Here is a 15,644-nt window from a genome sequence, read left to right as displayed (position 1 = left end):
TCGCAGGCTCGGCAGCGGCTACTGGTATTGGGGGGTGTTGGGGGAGATACAAAAATGCCCGCATTGCTGCGGGCATTTTTTGTTGTGGGTCGGTGCTTACTGATCGTCGAAATAGCGTTCGTGCCAGTCCACCAGGGGCTGCGGCGAATTGAGCTTCTGGCCGTAGATCACCGAGTAGGACAGTACGTTCTGCACGTACTGGCGGGTTTCGTCGAAAGGAATGCTTTCCACCCAGACATCGAAACTCAGGTGGTCGGCCCCCTTGAGCCACTGGCGCACCCGCCCGGGGCCGGCGTTGTAGGCGGCGGAAGCCAGTACCCGGTTGCCGTTGAACTGGCTGTGGACCTGGCTCAGGTAGGCGGCGCCCAACTGGATGTTCTTGTCCGGGTCCAGCACTTGCTGGGGCGAGGCCAGGGGAATGCTGAACTTGCGCGCGGTTTCCTTGGCGGTGCCGGGCATCAGTTGCATCAGGCCGCTGGCGCCGACGCCGGAACGGGCGTCGTCCATGAAGGCGCTTTCCTGGCGGGTAATGGCGAACACCCAGCTGGAATGCAGGCCGCGAACCTTGGCTTCGCGCACCAGGGTGTCGCGGTGGGCCATGGGGAAGCGGATGTCCAGGTCATCCCAGTACTGGGCCTGGCTGATGGTGCGAATGGCCGGGAAGTACCATTTCAGGTCGTAGGCCAACTTGGCCTGGGCAACCATTTCGTCGCGGTTGAAATGCCGGCTGACGTGGTACCACTCGCGGCGGCCGTCGACGATCTGCCCGCGGGCATGCAGCTCCAGGGCACGGCGTACACCCGGGGTGTTGCGTACCTTGTTGATCACGGCCTGGCTGAGCATCAGCGGCTGGTTGTTGAGCTGGTAGGGCGCCTTGGCGTGATCGGCGGCAAGGAAACCGTAGAAATCCCGCTCACGGGCCAGGCCCTTGAACAATACCTGGGCCTGAGGGTTCTTCGGTTCGGCCAGTTCCAGGCTACGGGCCTGCCAGTAGCGCCAGCGGTTGGTGGTGGCCAGGTCCTGGGGCAGCTTGCGGGTCAGCTGGTAGGCGTCTTCCCAGCGCGCCAGGCGCAGCAGCAGGCGCAGGCGCCATTCGGAGACGGTGTTGTCCCGCAGCTCGGGATCGTACTTGGTCATCACGTCCAGGGCGCGGCTGTCGAAGCGCCGTGCCAGGGTCAGGCCGATCTCGCGGGCGATGGCCACTTTTTCGTCACGGGAAAAGTGCATGCTGCTGGCATAGCCATCCAGCAGGGCCATGGCCTTGTCCGGATCCTGGCGCGCCAGGCGGCGCAGGCCGAGGCCAACCACGTCGGACATGGCTTCATCGGCAGGCTGGAAGCGCGAGGGCTGGCTCAGCAGTTCGGGTTTTTGCGCCACGTCCACCAGCAGGCGGCCCTGGGGCGCCAGGGTGGTCATGCTCTTTACCAGGCTGTTGGCCAGGGGATAGTTGCGGGCCTCGGCGGCCAGTTTGGCTCGCTGCCAGCGCTTCTGTTCGGTCAACTGGCCTTCGGCGGCCCACTGGGCGAACAACGCGTCGCAGGCAGCAGGTTGGGATTTGCCGGTCAGCCAGAGCTTCTCGGTGGCGGCGTAGCCTTCGGCCTTGAGGTTGTGCCCCAGCTGGTACTGGCCATTGAGGCAGTCCAGTTCGGTGAAGTTGAGTTTCGGATCGTAGTACTTGGTGAAGGTCGCCCAGTCGCCGCGTTCGGCCAGCCAGCGCAACCAGCGCAGTTTCATCCAGTTGGCCTGGGGCAGGTCCCCATGTTCGGCGAGGAACTTCTCGATCTCGGGGTTGCTGGCGGATTTCAGCCGGGCGGTGAGCTCGTCGTAGGCCAGGTAGGGCTCCAGCGGATAGTCGCGCAGCGCATCGGCATAACGGAAATAGGGGCCGGAATCGCCTTTGGCCAGGGCGCGCTTGGCTTCATCGTAATACTGGCGCTGTAGAGTCAGGTCTGCCGCCTGGGCGCAGTGGACGGCTGTGGTGGAAAGAAGCAGGCAAGATAAAACACTGAAAAGGCGACTGCGCATGAGACATCCGGGCAGAGAAATCATGACAAGTGCCGACAGGGCCAACACTGATTGCTCACTAGCTTAGCCTTTTGCCAGCAACCGGTGAAAGCTTTGCCGGCCTGCTGGCATCAGTTGGCAACAAATGTGCCGCGAGCGCCCTCGTGGGCGAAATACCCGGCCTTCTGCGGGCTCAACTCAGGTAGAATGCGCGCCCGGTTTTTGGAGAAGAACATGACCCTGCTCAAATTCAGCGATGTGTCCCTTGCTTTCGGCGCCATGCCGTTGTTGGACAAGGTGTCCTGGCAGATCGCCCGTGGTGAGCGGGTGTGCATCATCGGCCGTAACGGTACTGGCAAATCCAGCATGATGAAGCTGGTCAAGGGCGATCAGAAGCCCGACGACGGCTCCGTATGGCGCGCACCCGGTCTGAAGATCGGCGAATTGCCCCAGGAATTGCCGGTGGCCGACGAGCGGACCGTGTTCGACGTGGTCGCCCAGGGCCTGGACGGTGTCGGCGAGTTGCTGGCTCAGTACCACCACCTGAGCCAGAACATCGTCACCGACGCCGATCTGGAAAAACTGATGCACGTCCAGCACGACCTCGAAGCCCGTGACGGCTGGCGCCTGCAACAACTGGTGGACAGCACCCTGAGCCGCCTGCAGCTGCCGGCCGACAAGACCCTCGCCGAGTTGTCCGGCGGCTGGCGTCGTCGCGTGCTGCTAGCCCAGGCCCTGGTGTCCGAGCCGGACCTGCTGCTGCTCGACGAGCCCACCAACCACCTGGACATCGGTGCCATCGCCTGGCTGGAAGAGGCGCTGAAGGATTTCCAGGGGGCCGTCCTCTTTATTACCCACGACCGTTCCTTCCTGCAGAACCTGGCCACCCGCATCCTCGAACTGGACCGCGGCGGCCTGATCGACTGGAACGGCGACTACGCCAGCTTCCTGGTGCACAAGGAAGCCATGCTGGCGGCGGAAGAAACCGCCAACGCGCTGTTCGACAAGCGCCTGGCCCAGGAGGAAGTCTGGATTCGCCAGGGCATCAAGGCCCGGCGCACCCGCAACGAAGGCCGCGTGCGCGCCCTCAAGGCGCTGCGTGTCGAGCGCAGCGAACGTCGCGAGCGTACCGGCAAGGCCAATATCCAGCTGGAAACCGCAGACAAGTCCGGCAAGCAGGTGATGGTGCTGGAGAACGTCAGCTTCGCTCACCCGGACGGTCCGTTCCTGGTCAAGGACTTCTCCATGGTCCTGCAGCGCGGCGACCGCATCGGCCTCTTGGGCGCCAACGGTACCGGCAAGACCACGCTCCTCAAGCTGATGCTCGGTGGCCTGGTGCCCAGCAGCGGTAAGGTGGAAGAGGGTACGCGTATCGACGTGGCCTACTTCGACCAGTTGCGCCATCAACTGGATCTGGAAAAGACCGTGATCGACAACGTCGCCGAAGGTCGCGACTTCATTGAGATCGATGGCCAGAGCCGCCACGTGCTGAGCTACCTCGGCGACTTCCTGTTCAGCCCGCAGCGTGCTCGCACGCCGGTCAAGGCGTTGTCTGGCGGCGAACGTGCGCGGTTGCTGCTGGCCAAGCTGTTCAGTAAACCGGCCAACCTGCTGGTGCTCGATGAACCGACCAACGACCTGGATGTGGAAACCCTCGAACTGCTGGAAGAGGTGCTGCTGACCTTCCAGGGCACTGTGCTGATGGTCAGCCACGACCGGGCATTCCTCGACAACGTGGTGACCAGCACCCTGGTCTTCGAAGGCGAAGGCAAGGTGCGCGAGTACGTCGGCGGCTATCAGGACTGGTTGCGCCAGGGCGGTTCGCCGCGGTTGCTGGGAGTGACCGAGAACAAGTCCGGCAAGGCCGAGCTGAATTCTGCAGTGGTGGCACCGGTACAGGCGGCTCCGGCTCCTGCCCAGGAAGCGCCGGCGGCGAAAAAGAAGCTCAGCTACAAATTGCAGCGCGAGCTTGAGGCTTTGCCGGGGCAGATCGATGCCATGGAGCAGCAGATCGCCGGGGTCGAGGCGGAAATGGCCGACGCTGGTTTCTATCAGCGCCCGGCGGCGGAAACTGCGGCGGTAATTGCCCGCCTTGAGCAGTTGAATGCCGAACTGGAGCAGATGGTCGAGCGCTGGGCCGAACTGGATGCCTGAGTGACCGGTTGCTGATAAAAAAGCCCGACTGCAGAGTCGGGCTTTTTTTCAGTGCGCTTGCCAGCTTTTGGGAGCCGGCAACCCTCGGGGCGGGTTCAGCGTTTGACCAGGTGCACGGCCAGCACGTCGCAAGGTGCGCCGTGCAGGACGTCATTGGCGGTGGAGCCCAGCAGCAGGGCCAGGCCATGTCGGCCGTGGCTGCCGACCACGATCAGGTCGCATTCCTGCTCCTTGGCCAGGTGATGGATTTCCTGGCGCGGCTGGCCGTAGGTCAGGTGACTGTATTCCTTGGTCAGCTCCGGGTACTTGTTGATCAGCCGATCAAGACGCTCCCGGGCCTGGTCGAACTGTTGCTGCTGCAACTGCGAAAGATCCATGGGGACGTCGCCCCCGAAGGCCATGGCCATGGGTTCGACAATGTGCACCAGGGACAGCTTGGCTCCATTGCTCACCGACAGTTCGCGAGCACGGTGGATAACAGGATCGCACTCTTCGGTTAGATCTACGGCGACCAGAATATGGTGGTAGGGCATGAGGTGCTCCTCCTGAGGGTTGCAATAGCTTCAAGTATGGCTGGTTTCAAGCGGGTTGGTTTGACCCAGGTCCCGCTCATCAAAAATCGAGAGTACAGATATGACGGTCTGGATAGTGGTGTCAATCCTTGCGGTAGTTCTCAGTCCGCTGGCGTGGTTGCGACCTTCTCGTCGCCAGAGCGGGTTGATCGCCTTGCGCATGGAGGCGCGACGCATGGGCCTGGCCATGCAACTGGCCCCTCAGGAGTGGCCGCACTGGCTGGGCCAGGAGCCGCCCAACCCTTGCCCGCAGTATCACCGGCCACGACGCAGCGGGCAGCCTGTGTGTTGGAGTTATTGGCAGATCGCGCCGGGCAACTGGGTCAATCAGTGGCGCGAGCCCTGTGTCGATGAGCCACTGCTCAAGCACTTCCAGGCCTTGCCGGCAGGGGTGTTCAAGGTCGAGGCGGACAAGCAGATGATCGCCCTGTACTGGAACGAGCGCGGCGAGGTCAGTGTTTTGCAGGATATTGCCTCGGTGCTCAAGGCGTTGGCCTGAGTCATCCAGGGGAGGGTGCGCGCGGCAATCGCGGGCAGCCGGCAATAAAAAGCCCGATATCAGCATCGGGCGGGGATGGCCAGGCAGGCCGGTAATCTCGTGGCTGCCACCCGGGGTGGCCTCTTGCAGAATGGGGCGGTGCCCCTGTCGCACAAACTGTGCGGCTTCTTCAGATATTTTCCCAGCGTAGTCGCTCTTTCTCCCATTCAGTGGGAGATTTAGGGCGCATTTTCTAAATATAGATCCTATGAATGGTTATGAATGCAGGGGCGTGTTGATCGTCCAGGGAGCAATGGAGTGACCGCAAAGTCGCGTTTCAAACAGCATTTTGGACGATTGACAATTGCCGGATTTTCCCTGAATGTGGCGTACCCAAATCAAACGGGCGTATGAAATGAGCGTTTGCATCGCAGGCGGCTCTATACAGAATCCCGACTATCGCGTTGGCGGGTGTGCCTGGCGGATTGGCGTTAGCATCGACGGTGACGTTAGTGCCATGCCAGAAGTCAGCGTCCGACGTGTACTGTTCAGCTTCCATATCGTGGAGATCAGTTGATGATTTACGAAGGTAAAGCCATCACGGTTAAGGCTCTTGAAAGTGGCATCGTCGAATTGAATTTCGACCTCAAGGGTGAGTCCGTCAACAAGTTCAACCGTCTAACCCTGAACGAATTGCGTCAGGCTGTTGACACCATCAAGGCAGATGCTTCGATCAAGGGCGTGATCGTCAGCAGCGGCAAGGACGTGTTCATCGTCGGCGCCGACATCACCGAGTTTGTCGACAACTTCAAGCTGCCGGATGCCGAGCTGGTGGCAGGCAACCTCGAAGCCAACAAGATCTTCAGCGATTTCGAAGACCTCAACGTGCCAACCGTTGCCGCGATCAACGGCATCGCCCTGGGCGGCGGCCTGGAAATGTGCCTGGCGGCGGACTACCGCGTCATGGCTGCCAGTGCCAAGATCGGCCTGCCGGAAGTCAAGCTGGGCATCTACCCGGGCTTCGGCGGTACCGTGCGCCTGCCGCGTCTGATCGGTGCCGACAACGCCATCGAGTGGATTGCCGCCGGCAAGGAAAACCGTGTTGAAGACGCGCTGAAAGTCGGTGCCGTCGACGCCGTAGTTGCTCCCGACAAACTCAAGGACGCCGCTCTGGCCCTGGTCAAGCGCGCCATTTCCGGCGAGTTCGACTACAAGGCCAAGCGCCAGCCGAAGCTGGAAAAGCTCAAGCTCAACGCCATTGAGCAGATGATGGCTTTCGAAACCGCCAAAGGTTTCGTGGCCGGCCAGGCTGGCCCGAACTACCCGGCACCGGTCGAAGCGATCAAGACCATTCAGAAAGCCGCCAACTTTGGCCGCGACAAAGCCTTGGAAGTAGAGGCCGCCGGCTTCGTCAAACTGGCCAAGACCTCTGCTGCGCAAAGCCTGATCGGCCTGTTCCTGAACGATCAGGAACTGAAGAAAAAGGCCAAGGCCTACGACGAAATCGCCAAGGACGTGAAGCAGGCCGCCGTGCTCGGCGCCGGTATCATGGGTGGCGGCATCGCCTACCAGTCGGCCTCCAAAGGCACGCCGATCCTGATGAAGGACATCAACGAACACGGCATCGAGCAGGGGCTGGCGGAAGCCGCGAAACTGCTGGTGGGCCGTGTTGACAAAGGCCGCATGACCGCCGCGAAGATGGCTGAAGTGCTCAACGGCATTCGTCCGACCCTGTCCTACGGTGACTTCGGCAACGTCGACCTGGTGGTTGAAGCCGTGGTCGAGAACCCCAAGGTCAAGCAGATCGTGCTGGCTGAAGTGGAAGGCCAGGTCAAGGAGGACACCATCCTGGCGTCCAACACCTCGACCATTTCCATCAGCCTGCTGGCCAAGGCCCTCAAGCGTCCGGAAAACTTCGTCGGCATGCACTTCTTCAACCCGGTGCACATGATGCCGCTGGTGGAAGTGATCCGTGGCGAGAAGTCCAGCGAACTGGCGGTAGCGACCACCGTTGCCTACGCCAAGAAAATGGGCAAGAACCCGATCGTGGTCAACGACTGCCCGGGCTTTTTGGTCAACCGCGTGCTGTTCCCGTACTTCGGCGGTTTCGCCAAGCTGGTCAGCGCCGGTGTGGACTTCGTGCGCATCGACAAGATCATGGAGAAATTCGGCTGGCCAATGGGCCCGGCGTACCTGATGGACGTGGTTGGCATCGACACCGGCCACCACGGTCGTGACGTCATGGCCGAAGGCTTCCCGGATCGCATGAAGGACGATCGCCGCTCGGCCGTGGACGTGCTCTACGAAGCCAAGCGCCTGGGCCAGAAGAACGGCAAGGGCTTCTACGCCTACGAAACCGACAAGAAGGGCAAGCAGAAGAAGGTGGCCGATCCGTCGGTGCTGGAAGTGCTCAAGCCGATTGTCTACGAACAGCGTGAAGTCACCGACGAAGACATCATCAACTGGATGATGATCCCGTTGTGCCTGGAAACCGTTCGTTGCCTGGAAGACGGCATCGTTGAAACCGCTGCCGAAGCTGACATGGGCCTGGTCTACGGCATTGGTTTCCCTCCATTCCGTGGCGGTGCGCTGCGCTACATCGATTCCATCGGTGTTGCCGAGTTCGTTGCCCTGGCCGACCAGTACGCCGATCTGGGCGCGCTGTACCACCCGACCGCGAAGCTGCGTGAAATGGCCAAGAACGGCCAGAGCTTCTTCGGTTAAGCGCCCACACTAGAGCGAGAGTGAACATATGAGCTTGAATCCTAGAGACGTCGTGATTGTCGACTTCGGTCGTACTCCGATGGGCCGCTCCAAGGGCGGCATGCACCGCAACACCCGCGCCGAAGACATGTCGGCGCACCTGATCAGCAAACTGCTGGAACGCAACGCCAAGGTCGACCCGGCGGAAGTCGAGGATGTGATCTGGGGCTGCGTCAACCAGACCCTGGAGCAGGGCTGGAACATCGCACGCATGGCGTCGCTGATGACCCAGATCCCGCACACCTCGGCCGGCCAGACCGTCAGCCGCCTGTGTGGCTCGTCCATGAGTGCTTTGCACACTGCCGCGCAAGCGATCATGACCGGCAACGGTGACGTGTTCGTGGTCGGCGGCGTCGAGCACATGGGCCACGTGAGCATGATGCACGGTGTCGATCCGAACCCGCACATGTCCCTGTACGCAGCCAAAGCCTCCGGCATGATGGGCCTGACCGCCGAGATGCTGGGCAAGATGCACGGTATCACCCGTGAGCAGCAGGACGCCTTTGGCGTGCGCTCCCACCAGCTCGCCCACAAGGCGACTGTGGAAGGCAAGTTCAAGGATGAAATCATCCCGATGCAGGGTTACGACGAGAACGGTTTCCTGAAACTGTTCGACTACGACGAAACCATCCGTCCCGAGACCACCCTGGAGAGCCTGGCGGCCCTGAAGCCGGCGTTCAACCCTAAAGGTGGTACCGTGACTGCCGGTACTTCGTCGCAGATCACCGACGGTGCCTCGTGCATGATCGTGATGTCGGCCCAGCGTGCCCAGGACCTGGGTATCCAGCCGATGGCGGTGATTCGTTCGATGGCCGTTGCAGGTGTGGATCCGGCCATCATGGGCTATGGTCCAGTACCGGCCACGCAGAAAGCCCTGAAGCGCGCGGGCCTGGGCATCAACGATATCGACTTCTTCGAGCTCAACGAAGCTTTCGCTGCACAGGCCCTGCCAGTGCTGAAAGATCTGAAAGTGCTCGACAAGATGAACGAGAAGGTTAACCTGCACGGCGGCGCGATCGCCCTGGGTCACCCGTTCGGTTGCTCCGGCGCACGTATCTCCGGGACCCTGCTTAACGTCATGAAGCAGAATGGCGGCACCTTCGGGGTGTCCACCATGTGCATCGGCCTTGGCCAGGGTATCTCGACCGTCTTCGAACGCGTTTAAGCGTTGGGTTGATGGAAGCCGGGGCCCAGTGCCCCGGTTTTTGTTTTTCTGAAGATTTGTTTGTCTTTATTTTGAAAAAAATTGCACGAGGGCCAGAGCATGCAGTTACAACCCGGGCTCTATCAGCATTACAAGGGGCCGCAGTACCGCGTTTTCAGCGTGGCGCGGCACTCGGAAACGGAAGAAGAAGTGGTGTTCTACCAAGCCCTGTATGGGGATTACGGCTTTTGGGTGCGGCCCTTGAGCATGTTCCTGGAGTCGGTCGAAGTTGACGGCGAGCAGGTCCCGCGCTTTGCTTTGGTGCAGGCCGAACCCAGTCTTTTTTCACCGGCATGAGTACAGGTCGCGCAGTACCCTGCGCTTGACCTCACCCTGTTGCCACTATATATAGCGGTGCCGCGTCAGGCGCCAACCGCCTTTCACTTCTCGAATTCAGGAATTTTCTGATCCATGGGCAAATCGCTGGTCATTGTGGAATCCCCGGCTAAGGCCAAGACCATCAACAAGTACTTGGGTAACCAATACGTGGTGAAGTCGAGTATCGGCCATATCCGAGACCTGCCCACCAGCGGTTCGGCAAGTGCCGCCAAGGAGCCAGCCGCCAAGCGTGGCAAGGCCGCTGCGGGCGAAGCCCCGGCTCTGTCGCCGAAGGAAAAGGCTCGCAAGCAGCTGGTGTCGCGCATGGGCGTCGATCCCGAGCACGGCTGGAAAGCCAAGTACGAAATCCTCCCTGGCAAGGAAAAGGTCATCGAAGAGCTGCGCCGCCTTGCCAAGGATGCCGACACCATCTATCTCGCAACGGACTTGGACCGCGAAGGGGAAGCCATTGCCTGGCACCTGCGGGAAGCCATCGGCGGTGATGACAGCCGCTACAAGCGCGTGGTGTTCAACGAAATCACCAAGAAGGCGATCCAGGAAGCCTTCTCCCAGCCGGGCGAGCTGGACATTGATCGAGTCAATGCCCAGCAGGCGCGACGCTTCCTCGACCGCGTGGTGGGCTACATGGTTTCGCCGCTGCTGTGGGCGAAGATTGCCCGTGGCCTGTCTGCCGGTCGCGTGCAGTCGGTAGCCGTGAAGCTGGTGGTGGAGCGCGAGCGTGAGATTCGTGCCTTCATCCCGGAAGAATACTGGGAAGTACACGCTGACCTGGGCACTGCCAAGGGCTCGAATGTGCGTTTTGAAGTGGCCCGTGAAAACGGCGAAGCCTTCAAACCGCTCAACGAAGCACAGGCCATGGCCGCCCTGGAGAAGCTCAAGGCCTCGGCCTACAGCGTCGCCAAGCGTGAAGACAAGCCCACCAGCAGCAAGCCATCGGCGCCGTTCATCACCTCCACCCTGCAGCAGGCTGCGAGCAATCGCCTGGGCTTCGGCGTGAAGAAGACCATGATGATGGCCCAGCGTCTGTATGAAGCCGGCTACATCACCTATATGCGTACCGACTCCACCAACCTCTCGGCCGATGCCGTGGCGATGGCGCGTACCTATATCGAAGACGAGTTCGGCAATAAGTACCTGCCGGCTTCGCCCAATGTCTACAGCAGCAAGGAAGGGGCCCAGGAGGCGCACGAAGCGATTCGTCCGTCCGATGTGAACACCCACCCAAGCAAGCTGTCGGGCATGGAACGTGACGCTGAGCGCCTCTACGAGCTGATTTGGCGCCAGTTCGTCGCCTGCCAGATGCTGCCGGCGCAATACCTGTCCACCACCGTCAGCGTCGCCGCTGGCGACTTCGAGCTGCGTGCCAAGGGCCGCATCCTCAAGTTCGACGGTTACACCCGGGTCATGCCGCAGATGGCCAAGCCGGGCGATGACGATGTGCTGCCGGAAATGGCCCAGGGCGAAGTGCTGAAGCTGATCAAGCTCGATCCGAGCCAGCACTTCACCAAGCCCCCGGCGCGTTACTCCGAAGCCAGCCTGGTGAAGGAAATGGAAAAGCGCGGCATTGGTCGTCCTTCGACCTATGCGGCAATCATTTCGACCATCCAGGATCGCGGCTATGTGACCCTGCACAACCGTCGTTTCTATTCGGAAAAGATGGGCGACATCGTCACTGAGCGCCTTTCCGAGAGCTTCTCCAATCTCATGGACTACGGCTTCACCGCCGGCATGGAAGAGAATCTCGATGACGTGGCCCAGGGCGAGCGCGACTGGAAGAACGTCCTCGACGAATTCTACGGCGACTTCAAGAAGAAGCTCGAAGTGGCCGAGGGCGCCGAAAGCGGCATGCGCGCCAACCAGCCGGTAATGACCGATATCCCATGCCAGACCTGCGGCCGGCCGATGCAGATCCGTACCGCCTCCACTGGCGTGTTCCTCGGCTGCTCGGGCTACAGCCTGCCACCCAAGGAACGTTGCAAGGCCACCGTCAACCTGGTGCCTGGCGACGAGATCGCCGCGGATGACGAGGGCGAGTCCGAATCCCTGGTGCTGCGCGGCAAGCATCGTTGCCCGATCTGCAGTACGGCGATGGATGCCTACCTGCTGGACGAAAAGCGCAAGCTGCACATCTGCGGTAACAACCCGGATTGCGCCGGCTACGAGATCGAAGAGGGCAGCTACCGGATCAAGGGGTATGAAGGCCCGAGCCTGGAGTGTGATAAGTGCGGCAGCGAGATGCAGCTCAAGACCGGCCGTTTCGGCAAGTTCTTCGGTTGCACCAACCCGACCTGCAAGAACACTCGCAAGCTGCTGAAAAGCGGTGACGCGGCGCCGCCGAAGATGGACCCGGTGAAGATGCCCGAGCTCAAGTGCGAGAAGGTCAACGACACCTACATCCTGCGCGATGGCGCTTCGGGCCTGTTCCTGGCGGCCAGTCAGTTCCCGAAAAACCGCGAGACCCGTGCGCCGTTGGTGCTGGAACTGATCCCGCACAAGGATGAGATCGATCCCAAGTACCACTTCCTCTGCGAAGCTCCGCAGAAGGACCCGGACGGCCGCCCTGCGGTGGTGCGCTACAGCCGCAAGACCAAGGAGCAGTACGTGCAGACCGAAGTCGACGGCAAGCCGACCGGCTGGCGTGCCTTCTACGACGGCGGTAAATGGAAGGTCGAAGACAAGCGCTAAGTGCTTGGCCTGCCGAGGGCTAGCTTCTCGGTGTAGCGACCAACAGGGCCGCATGACTCCTTCAAGGGGGCATGCGGCCTTTCTTTTGCTTGCGGCAAGCTGGAGTGATCCCTGAAACTGTGCCGTCTGCATCTGGTTCTCTTTTCGCAGTGGAGGCTGCCCATATGGCCCACGAGCTCTATACCCGTACCAATCAGAAAATCTACTTTGCCGGTCTGTCGCTCGAAGCCCTGGCACGCGCTGAGGAAGGGCGGGCCATGAATGCCCAGGCGCAGGTCCAGGCGGGGCGCGAGTCGGTGCTGTTCCACCTGTACGGGGCCTTGCTGGGGCTGTGCCATGAAATTGCCGGGTTCTATCGGCTGCCGCAGGCCAATGCGGCCCGGGTCGAGCAGATCCTCAATCGTGAAGTGCTGCAAAGCATTGCCATTCCCGAGCTGGCAGAGCTGGTGGAATTGGCGCACAGCCCGCAAACCTGGCTGGCGCAACTGCTGTCTGCTTACAGCGAGCTGTTTCAGCCGCCACAGGCGCCGCACAAGCCCAAGGGCGACGTAACCCAGCCACTGATTGTTGCGGTCAATCTGGATGAAGAGGAGCCCGAGCAGGCACTGAGTCGGGAAGAGCTGGAAAGCTGGCGGCAGAACCTCAAGGCCCTGGCCATTCGTTTCAGGGATGGCCTTAACGAGTGTTGATCCTGAGCGCTGCTTGATTGGTGGCGTGACTATTTGATCAAGGAAGATTCATGCTGTTCTTCTTGCGTGACCAGGCGCTGCTTCGCCTGCTGAACGATTGCCGGGTGCGAGTGGTTCGTGCCCAGTCCAATACTGACTTGCTGGAAGTGCTCGACAGGCTGGAGATATTCCCCGGCGGTCTGGAATTCGACCATGTGCAGGCAATAACGCTTCTGGTCCTGGCGCTTGCCTCCCTGGCTGTCGCGCTGCTGATGGACGGCATGGGCGGGATGTTCTGGGTGTTTCTGGCTCTGTGTTTCTTTAGCTATTACGTCAGCAAAGGGGCCTCTGGCTCCTTGACTGATCTGGCGGCAAGCATCGTGCGCAAGTGCGTAATGTTTCATCATGGCTTGAGCGAGTCCGACAGCAGTGCCGACTGGCGCCTGAAAAGGCTGAACAACGAGTTCAGCGATTACCAGCGGGGTAATGAGCGACGTCATATCCAGGACTCGCTCCTGGGTGTCTACCAGGGGCCTCGCCAGTCCTTGGCGTTCGAGTATCACCATCTGCAGTACGTCAATTCCAGGCAAGAGCGTGGTGCCGGCGGCAGCTATCGCACTGTCTACGACACGTACAACCGCTACAGCCTGGTGCTGGATTTCCCGTGGGTGACAGAGATTACGGTTCGCTCCAGTCCCCTGGAAGTGTCATTGGCGGGGGAGCCGTTCAAGACCGGTCGCGACGATTTCGACCAGGTCTTTGTACTGCGCGGTAATGATCAGGCCTGTTGCGAACACTTCGCCAGGCCAGCAACCCTGGACCTCCTGATGGAGCTTTCACGCCACCTTTACCGGGTCAATCTGGAGTTTTCCAGTCAAGGGCGGCTCTGTCTGAGCTTTGATAATGCGGACATCATTGCCCATGCCGATCCGGGCTCGCTGAGTGACCTGGCGGTCTTTCGCGAGCGGATCAAGGCGGGTATCGAGTTGCCGAAGCTGTATTCACTGCTGGAGCTGGTGCATCGGTTGGCGCAGTTGCATGACGGCCATGCTCTTGCTGCTGTTCCAGATGTTCCTGAGGTTGGCAACTTGATCAAGGAAATGTAATGCAGTTTCTCAAGCACGATGCCGAGTTGGTGAAGTTGTTGGCCACTAGCAATGCAGAGGTGGCTCGAGCCAGGAGCAACGAGGATCTATTGAGGGTCATCGCCAGGCTCCAGTCCTTCAGGGGAGGGTTGGATTTCGATCATGCCCAGTCCTGGCTGCTGTTGATGCTGGCTATTGTGTCGGCGATCCCGGCCATGGCGGGTGTGGAGCTGATGTGGTTTGCGACGGCCTGCCTGGGTTTTGCCACCTTGTATACCTGGATGGGTCGTAAAGCCGTGTTAGACGAGTTACCGCAGAAAATAGCCCGTAAGTGTTCATTTCTCAGTAACGGCCTTTGGGACCCGGGCGGAACCGCCGATGAGCGTTTCACGCAACTGAGCAGTGAGTTCGACGACTATGATCGCGGCAATGACAGCCGCCGTATCGAGGCTTCAGCCAGGGGGACCTACCAGGGCCCGCGGCATCAGTTGTCCTTTGTCTTTCACCATCTGCGTTATGTGAACTCCCACTACAAACGCAAATCCGATGGCGAGAGCGAGCGGGTCTATGAGAGTTTCGATCGCTTCAGCCTGGTGGTGGACTTTCCTTGGGTCAGAGGAGTGATGGTGCGCAGTGATCTGCCAAATACCAAGAGCAAGAAGCGCAAAGTCTTTGAGACCACTTCCGATGACTTCAACAGAAGCTTCAATTTCACCGGTGATAGTGAGCTGGCTTGCGCGAAGTTCGCAACGCCCACCACCCTGGCTTTCTTGCTGGAACTTCGTCGGCGGCTGAAAAAGGTGAATCTGGAATTCTCCAGCGAGGGCCATTTATGTCTGAGCTTCGATGATGCCGAGGTCATGGCCTACAAGGATCCGGGCACGTTTGACGATCTGCCGAGCTTCTACGCCAATATCGAGCAGGGCCTGCCGTTGCCTAACCTGTTTCCGGTGCTGGCCTTGGTGCATGAGTTGGCGGAGCTGCACGACAACAATTTCGATCTTCCGCTGAAGGTCACTGATGAAATGGAGCAGTAGAGTATGGAGTTGTTGCTGGTCATCGCGATTGCCTTGGGCGTTCTTGCCTATGTGCACTACAACAAGATTGTCGGTGCGCATAACCGTGCCCAGCGGGCCTGGTCGGATGTGCTGACCTACCAGCGCCAGAGGATCAAGGTGCTGGACATGCTGGAGCCGCAAGTGGCTGGCTTCCAGGCTTATGAAAGCCAGTTGCTGGAAAAGATCGTTGGGCTGCGTAGTGCCATTGGTAGCTTGCCATCCGCAGCCGACGGTGATGCGCTCAAGTCGGTAGACCAGGGCACCAAGGCTTTGCTGGGCGGTTTGAATCTTGCGTTTGAGGCCTACCCCGACCTCAAGTCCGTCGAGTTGTTGAGCAACCTGATGCGTGAGGTTGCCGAGCAGGAAGGCAATATCGGTGGGGCGATTACCCTGTTCAACCTGAATGTGGAGCACTTCAACAACTCCATTCAGATGTTTCCCGGCTCCTTGGTCAATCGGTTGGCCCTGAAGAAGTCGCTGATCACGCCGTTTTCCGACAGCCAGGCCTCGGCGGGTTTTGAATACAAGCCGAATTTCTGAAGGGGGCTGGCGCGGGCTTGGGGTCGGTGTGGCTAGGTGTTGATTGCAAGGATCGGGAAGTAATTCCTGGTGAGGGGGCACGATCCCCCTGCAA

12 protein-coding genes are annotated in these 15,644 nt (G+C 60.3%); 10 read left to right on the top strand and 2 right to left on the bottom strand.

Annotation, left to right across the window (positions count from 1 at the left end; genetic code table 11):
• Positions 1–96 precede the first annotated feature (96 nt).
• A complete protein-coding gene (locus F6S12_RS09840) occupies positions 97–2,025 on the bottom strand; it encodes a transglycosylase SLT domain-containing protein (protein ID WP_011060256.1) in 1,929 nt (642 codons plus the stop codon).
• 213 nt (positions 2,026–2,238) lie between these two features.
• Here F6S12_RS09840 and F6S12_RS09835 point away from each other — a divergent pair, with 213 nt between their 5' ends.
• The gene (locus tag F6S12_RS09835) at positions 2,239–4,158 is read left to right on the top strand and encodes an ATP-binding cassette domain-containing protein (protein ID WP_011060257.1); all 1,920 of its coding nucleotides are present in this window, start codon (positions 2,239–2,241) and stop codon (positions 4,156–4,158) included.
• Positions 4,159–4,253: 95 nt separating this feature from the next.
• Here F6S12_RS09835 and F6S12_RS09830 read toward each other — a convergent pair whose 3' ends face one another.
• The gene (locus F6S12_RS09830; protein ID WP_011060258.1) at positions 4,254–4,691 is read right to left on the bottom strand and encodes a universal stress protein; all 438 of its coding nucleotides are present in this window, start codon (positions 4,689–4,691) and stop codon (positions 4,254–4,256) included.
• Positions 4,692–4,791: 100 nt separating this feature from the next.
• Between F6S12_RS09830 and F6S12_RS09825 the strand changes: the two genes are divergently transcribed.
• From F6S12_RS09825 to F6S12_RS09785, 9 genes are all read left to right on the top strand, one after another.
• Positions 4,792–5,229: a hypothetical protein gene (locus F6S12_RS09825; protein WP_015634809.1), complete on the top strand. Its 438-nt coding sequence runs from the start codon at positions 4,792–4,794 to the stop codon at positions 5,227–5,229.
• A gap of 555 nt (positions 5,230–5,784) precedes the next feature.
• Positions 5,785–7,932: a fatty acid oxidation complex subunit alpha FadB gene (fadB, locus tag F6S12_RS09820; protein ID WP_315868866.1), complete on the top strand. Its 2,148-nt coding sequence runs from the start codon at positions 5,785–5,787 to the stop codon at positions 7,930–7,932.
• Between the two features lie 28 nt (positions 7,933–7,960).
• The gene (gene fadA, locus F6S12_RS09815) at positions 7,961–9,136 is read left to right on the top strand and encodes an acetyl-CoA C-acyltransferase FadA (RefSeq protein WP_011060261.1); all 1,176 of its coding nucleotides are present in this window, start codon (positions 7,961–7,963) and stop codon (positions 9,134–9,136) included.
• 99 nt (positions 9,137–9,235) lie between these two features.
• The gene (locus F6S12_RS09810; protein WP_019093731.1) at positions 9,236–9,472 is read left to right on the top strand and encodes a DUF1653 domain-containing protein; all 237 of its coding nucleotides are present in this window, start codon (positions 9,236–9,238) and stop codon (positions 9,470–9,472) included.
• Between the two features lie 114 nt (positions 9,473–9,586).
• On the top strand, positions 9,587–12,199 hold the full coding sequence (gene topA, locus F6S12_RS09805) for a type I DNA topoisomerase (protein WP_011060262.1): 2,613 nt from the start codon (positions 9,587–9,589) through the stop codon (positions 12,197–12,199).
• Between the two features lie 164 nt (positions 12,200–12,363).
• Positions 12,364–12,888 (top strand): DUF6586 family protein, encoded by a 525-nt coding sequence (locus F6S12_RS09800; protein WP_047336171.1) that lies wholly within the window; start codon positions 12,364–12,366, stop codon positions 12,886–12,888.
• Between the two features lie 50 nt (positions 12,889–12,938).
• Entirely contained in the window at positions 12,939–13,973 is a 1,035-nt protein-coding gene (locus tag F6S12_RS09795; RefSeq protein ID WP_315868865.1) for a hypothetical protein, read from the top strand.
• Complete coding sequence (locus F6S12_RS09790; RefSeq protein ID WP_152686066.1) at positions 13,973–14,989, top strand: hypothetical protein; 1,017 nt, start codon at positions 13,973–13,975, stop codon at positions 14,987–14,989. The genes F6S12_RS09795 and F6S12_RS09790 overlap by 1 nt, the downstream gene beginning before the upstream one ends.
• Positions 14,990–14,992: 3 nt before the next feature.
• Positions 14,993–15,550 (top strand): LemA family protein, encoded by a 558-nt coding sequence (locus F6S12_RS09785; RefSeq protein ID WP_015634814.1) that lies wholly within the window; start codon positions 14,993–14,995, stop codon positions 15,548–15,550.
• Positions 15,551–15,644: the final 94 nt, after the last annotated feature.

The sequence above is a fragment of the Pseudomonas sp. JV245A genome (assembly GCF_032424515.1).
Classification (GTDB): Bacteria; Pseudomonadota; Gammaproteobacteria; order Pseudomonadales; family Pseudomonadaceae; genus Aquipseudomonas; species Aquipseudomonas protegens.
This window is presented reverse-complemented; position numbering and strand designations above follow the sequence as displayed.

Coding starts and splice junctions, on each gene's coding strand:
- F6S12_RS09840 (WP_011060256.1), bottom strand. CDS start 2,025: ATGCGCAGTCGCCTTTTCAGTGTTTTATCTTGCCTGCTTCTTTCCACC.
- F6S12_RS09835 (WP_011060257.1), top strand. CDS start 2,239: ATGACCCTGCTCAAATTCAGCGATGTGTCCCTTGCTTTCGGCGCCATG.
- F6S12_RS09830 (WP_011060258.1), bottom strand. CDS start 4,691: ATGCCCTACCACCATATTCTGGTCGCCGTAGATCTAACCGAAGAGTGC.
- F6S12_RS09825 (WP_015634809.1), top strand. CDS start 4,792: ATGACGGTCTGGATAGTGGTGTCAATCCTTGCGGTAGTTCTCAGTCCG.
- fadB (WP_315868866.1), top strand. CDS start 5,785: ATGATTTACGAAGGTAAAGCCATCACGGTTAAGGCTCTTGAAAGTGGC.
- fadA (WP_011060261.1), top strand. CDS start 7,961: ATGAGCTTGAATCCTAGAGACGTCGTGATTGTCGACTTCGGTCGTACT.
- F6S12_RS09810 (WP_019093731.1), top strand. CDS start 9,236: ATGCAGTTACAACCCGGGCTCTATCAGCATTACAAGGGGCCGCAGTAC.
- topA (WP_011060262.1), top strand. CDS start 9,587: ATGGGCAAATCGCTGGTCATTGTGGAATCCCCGGCTAAGGCCAAGACC.
- F6S12_RS09800 (WP_047336171.1), top strand. CDS start 12,364: ATGGCCCACGAGCTCTATACCCGTACCAATCAGAAAATCTACTTTGCC.
- F6S12_RS09795 (WP_315868865.1), top strand. CDS start 12,939: ATGCTGTTCTTCTTGCGTGACCAGGCGCTGCTTCGCCTGCTGAACGAT.
- F6S12_RS09790 (WP_152686066.1), top strand. CDS start 13,973: ATGCAGTTTCTCAAGCACGATGCCGAGTTGGTGAAGTTGTTGGCCACT.
- F6S12_RS09785 (WP_015634814.1), top strand. CDS start 14,993: ATGGAGTTGTTGCTGGTCATCGCGATTGCCTTGGGCGTTCTTGCCTAT.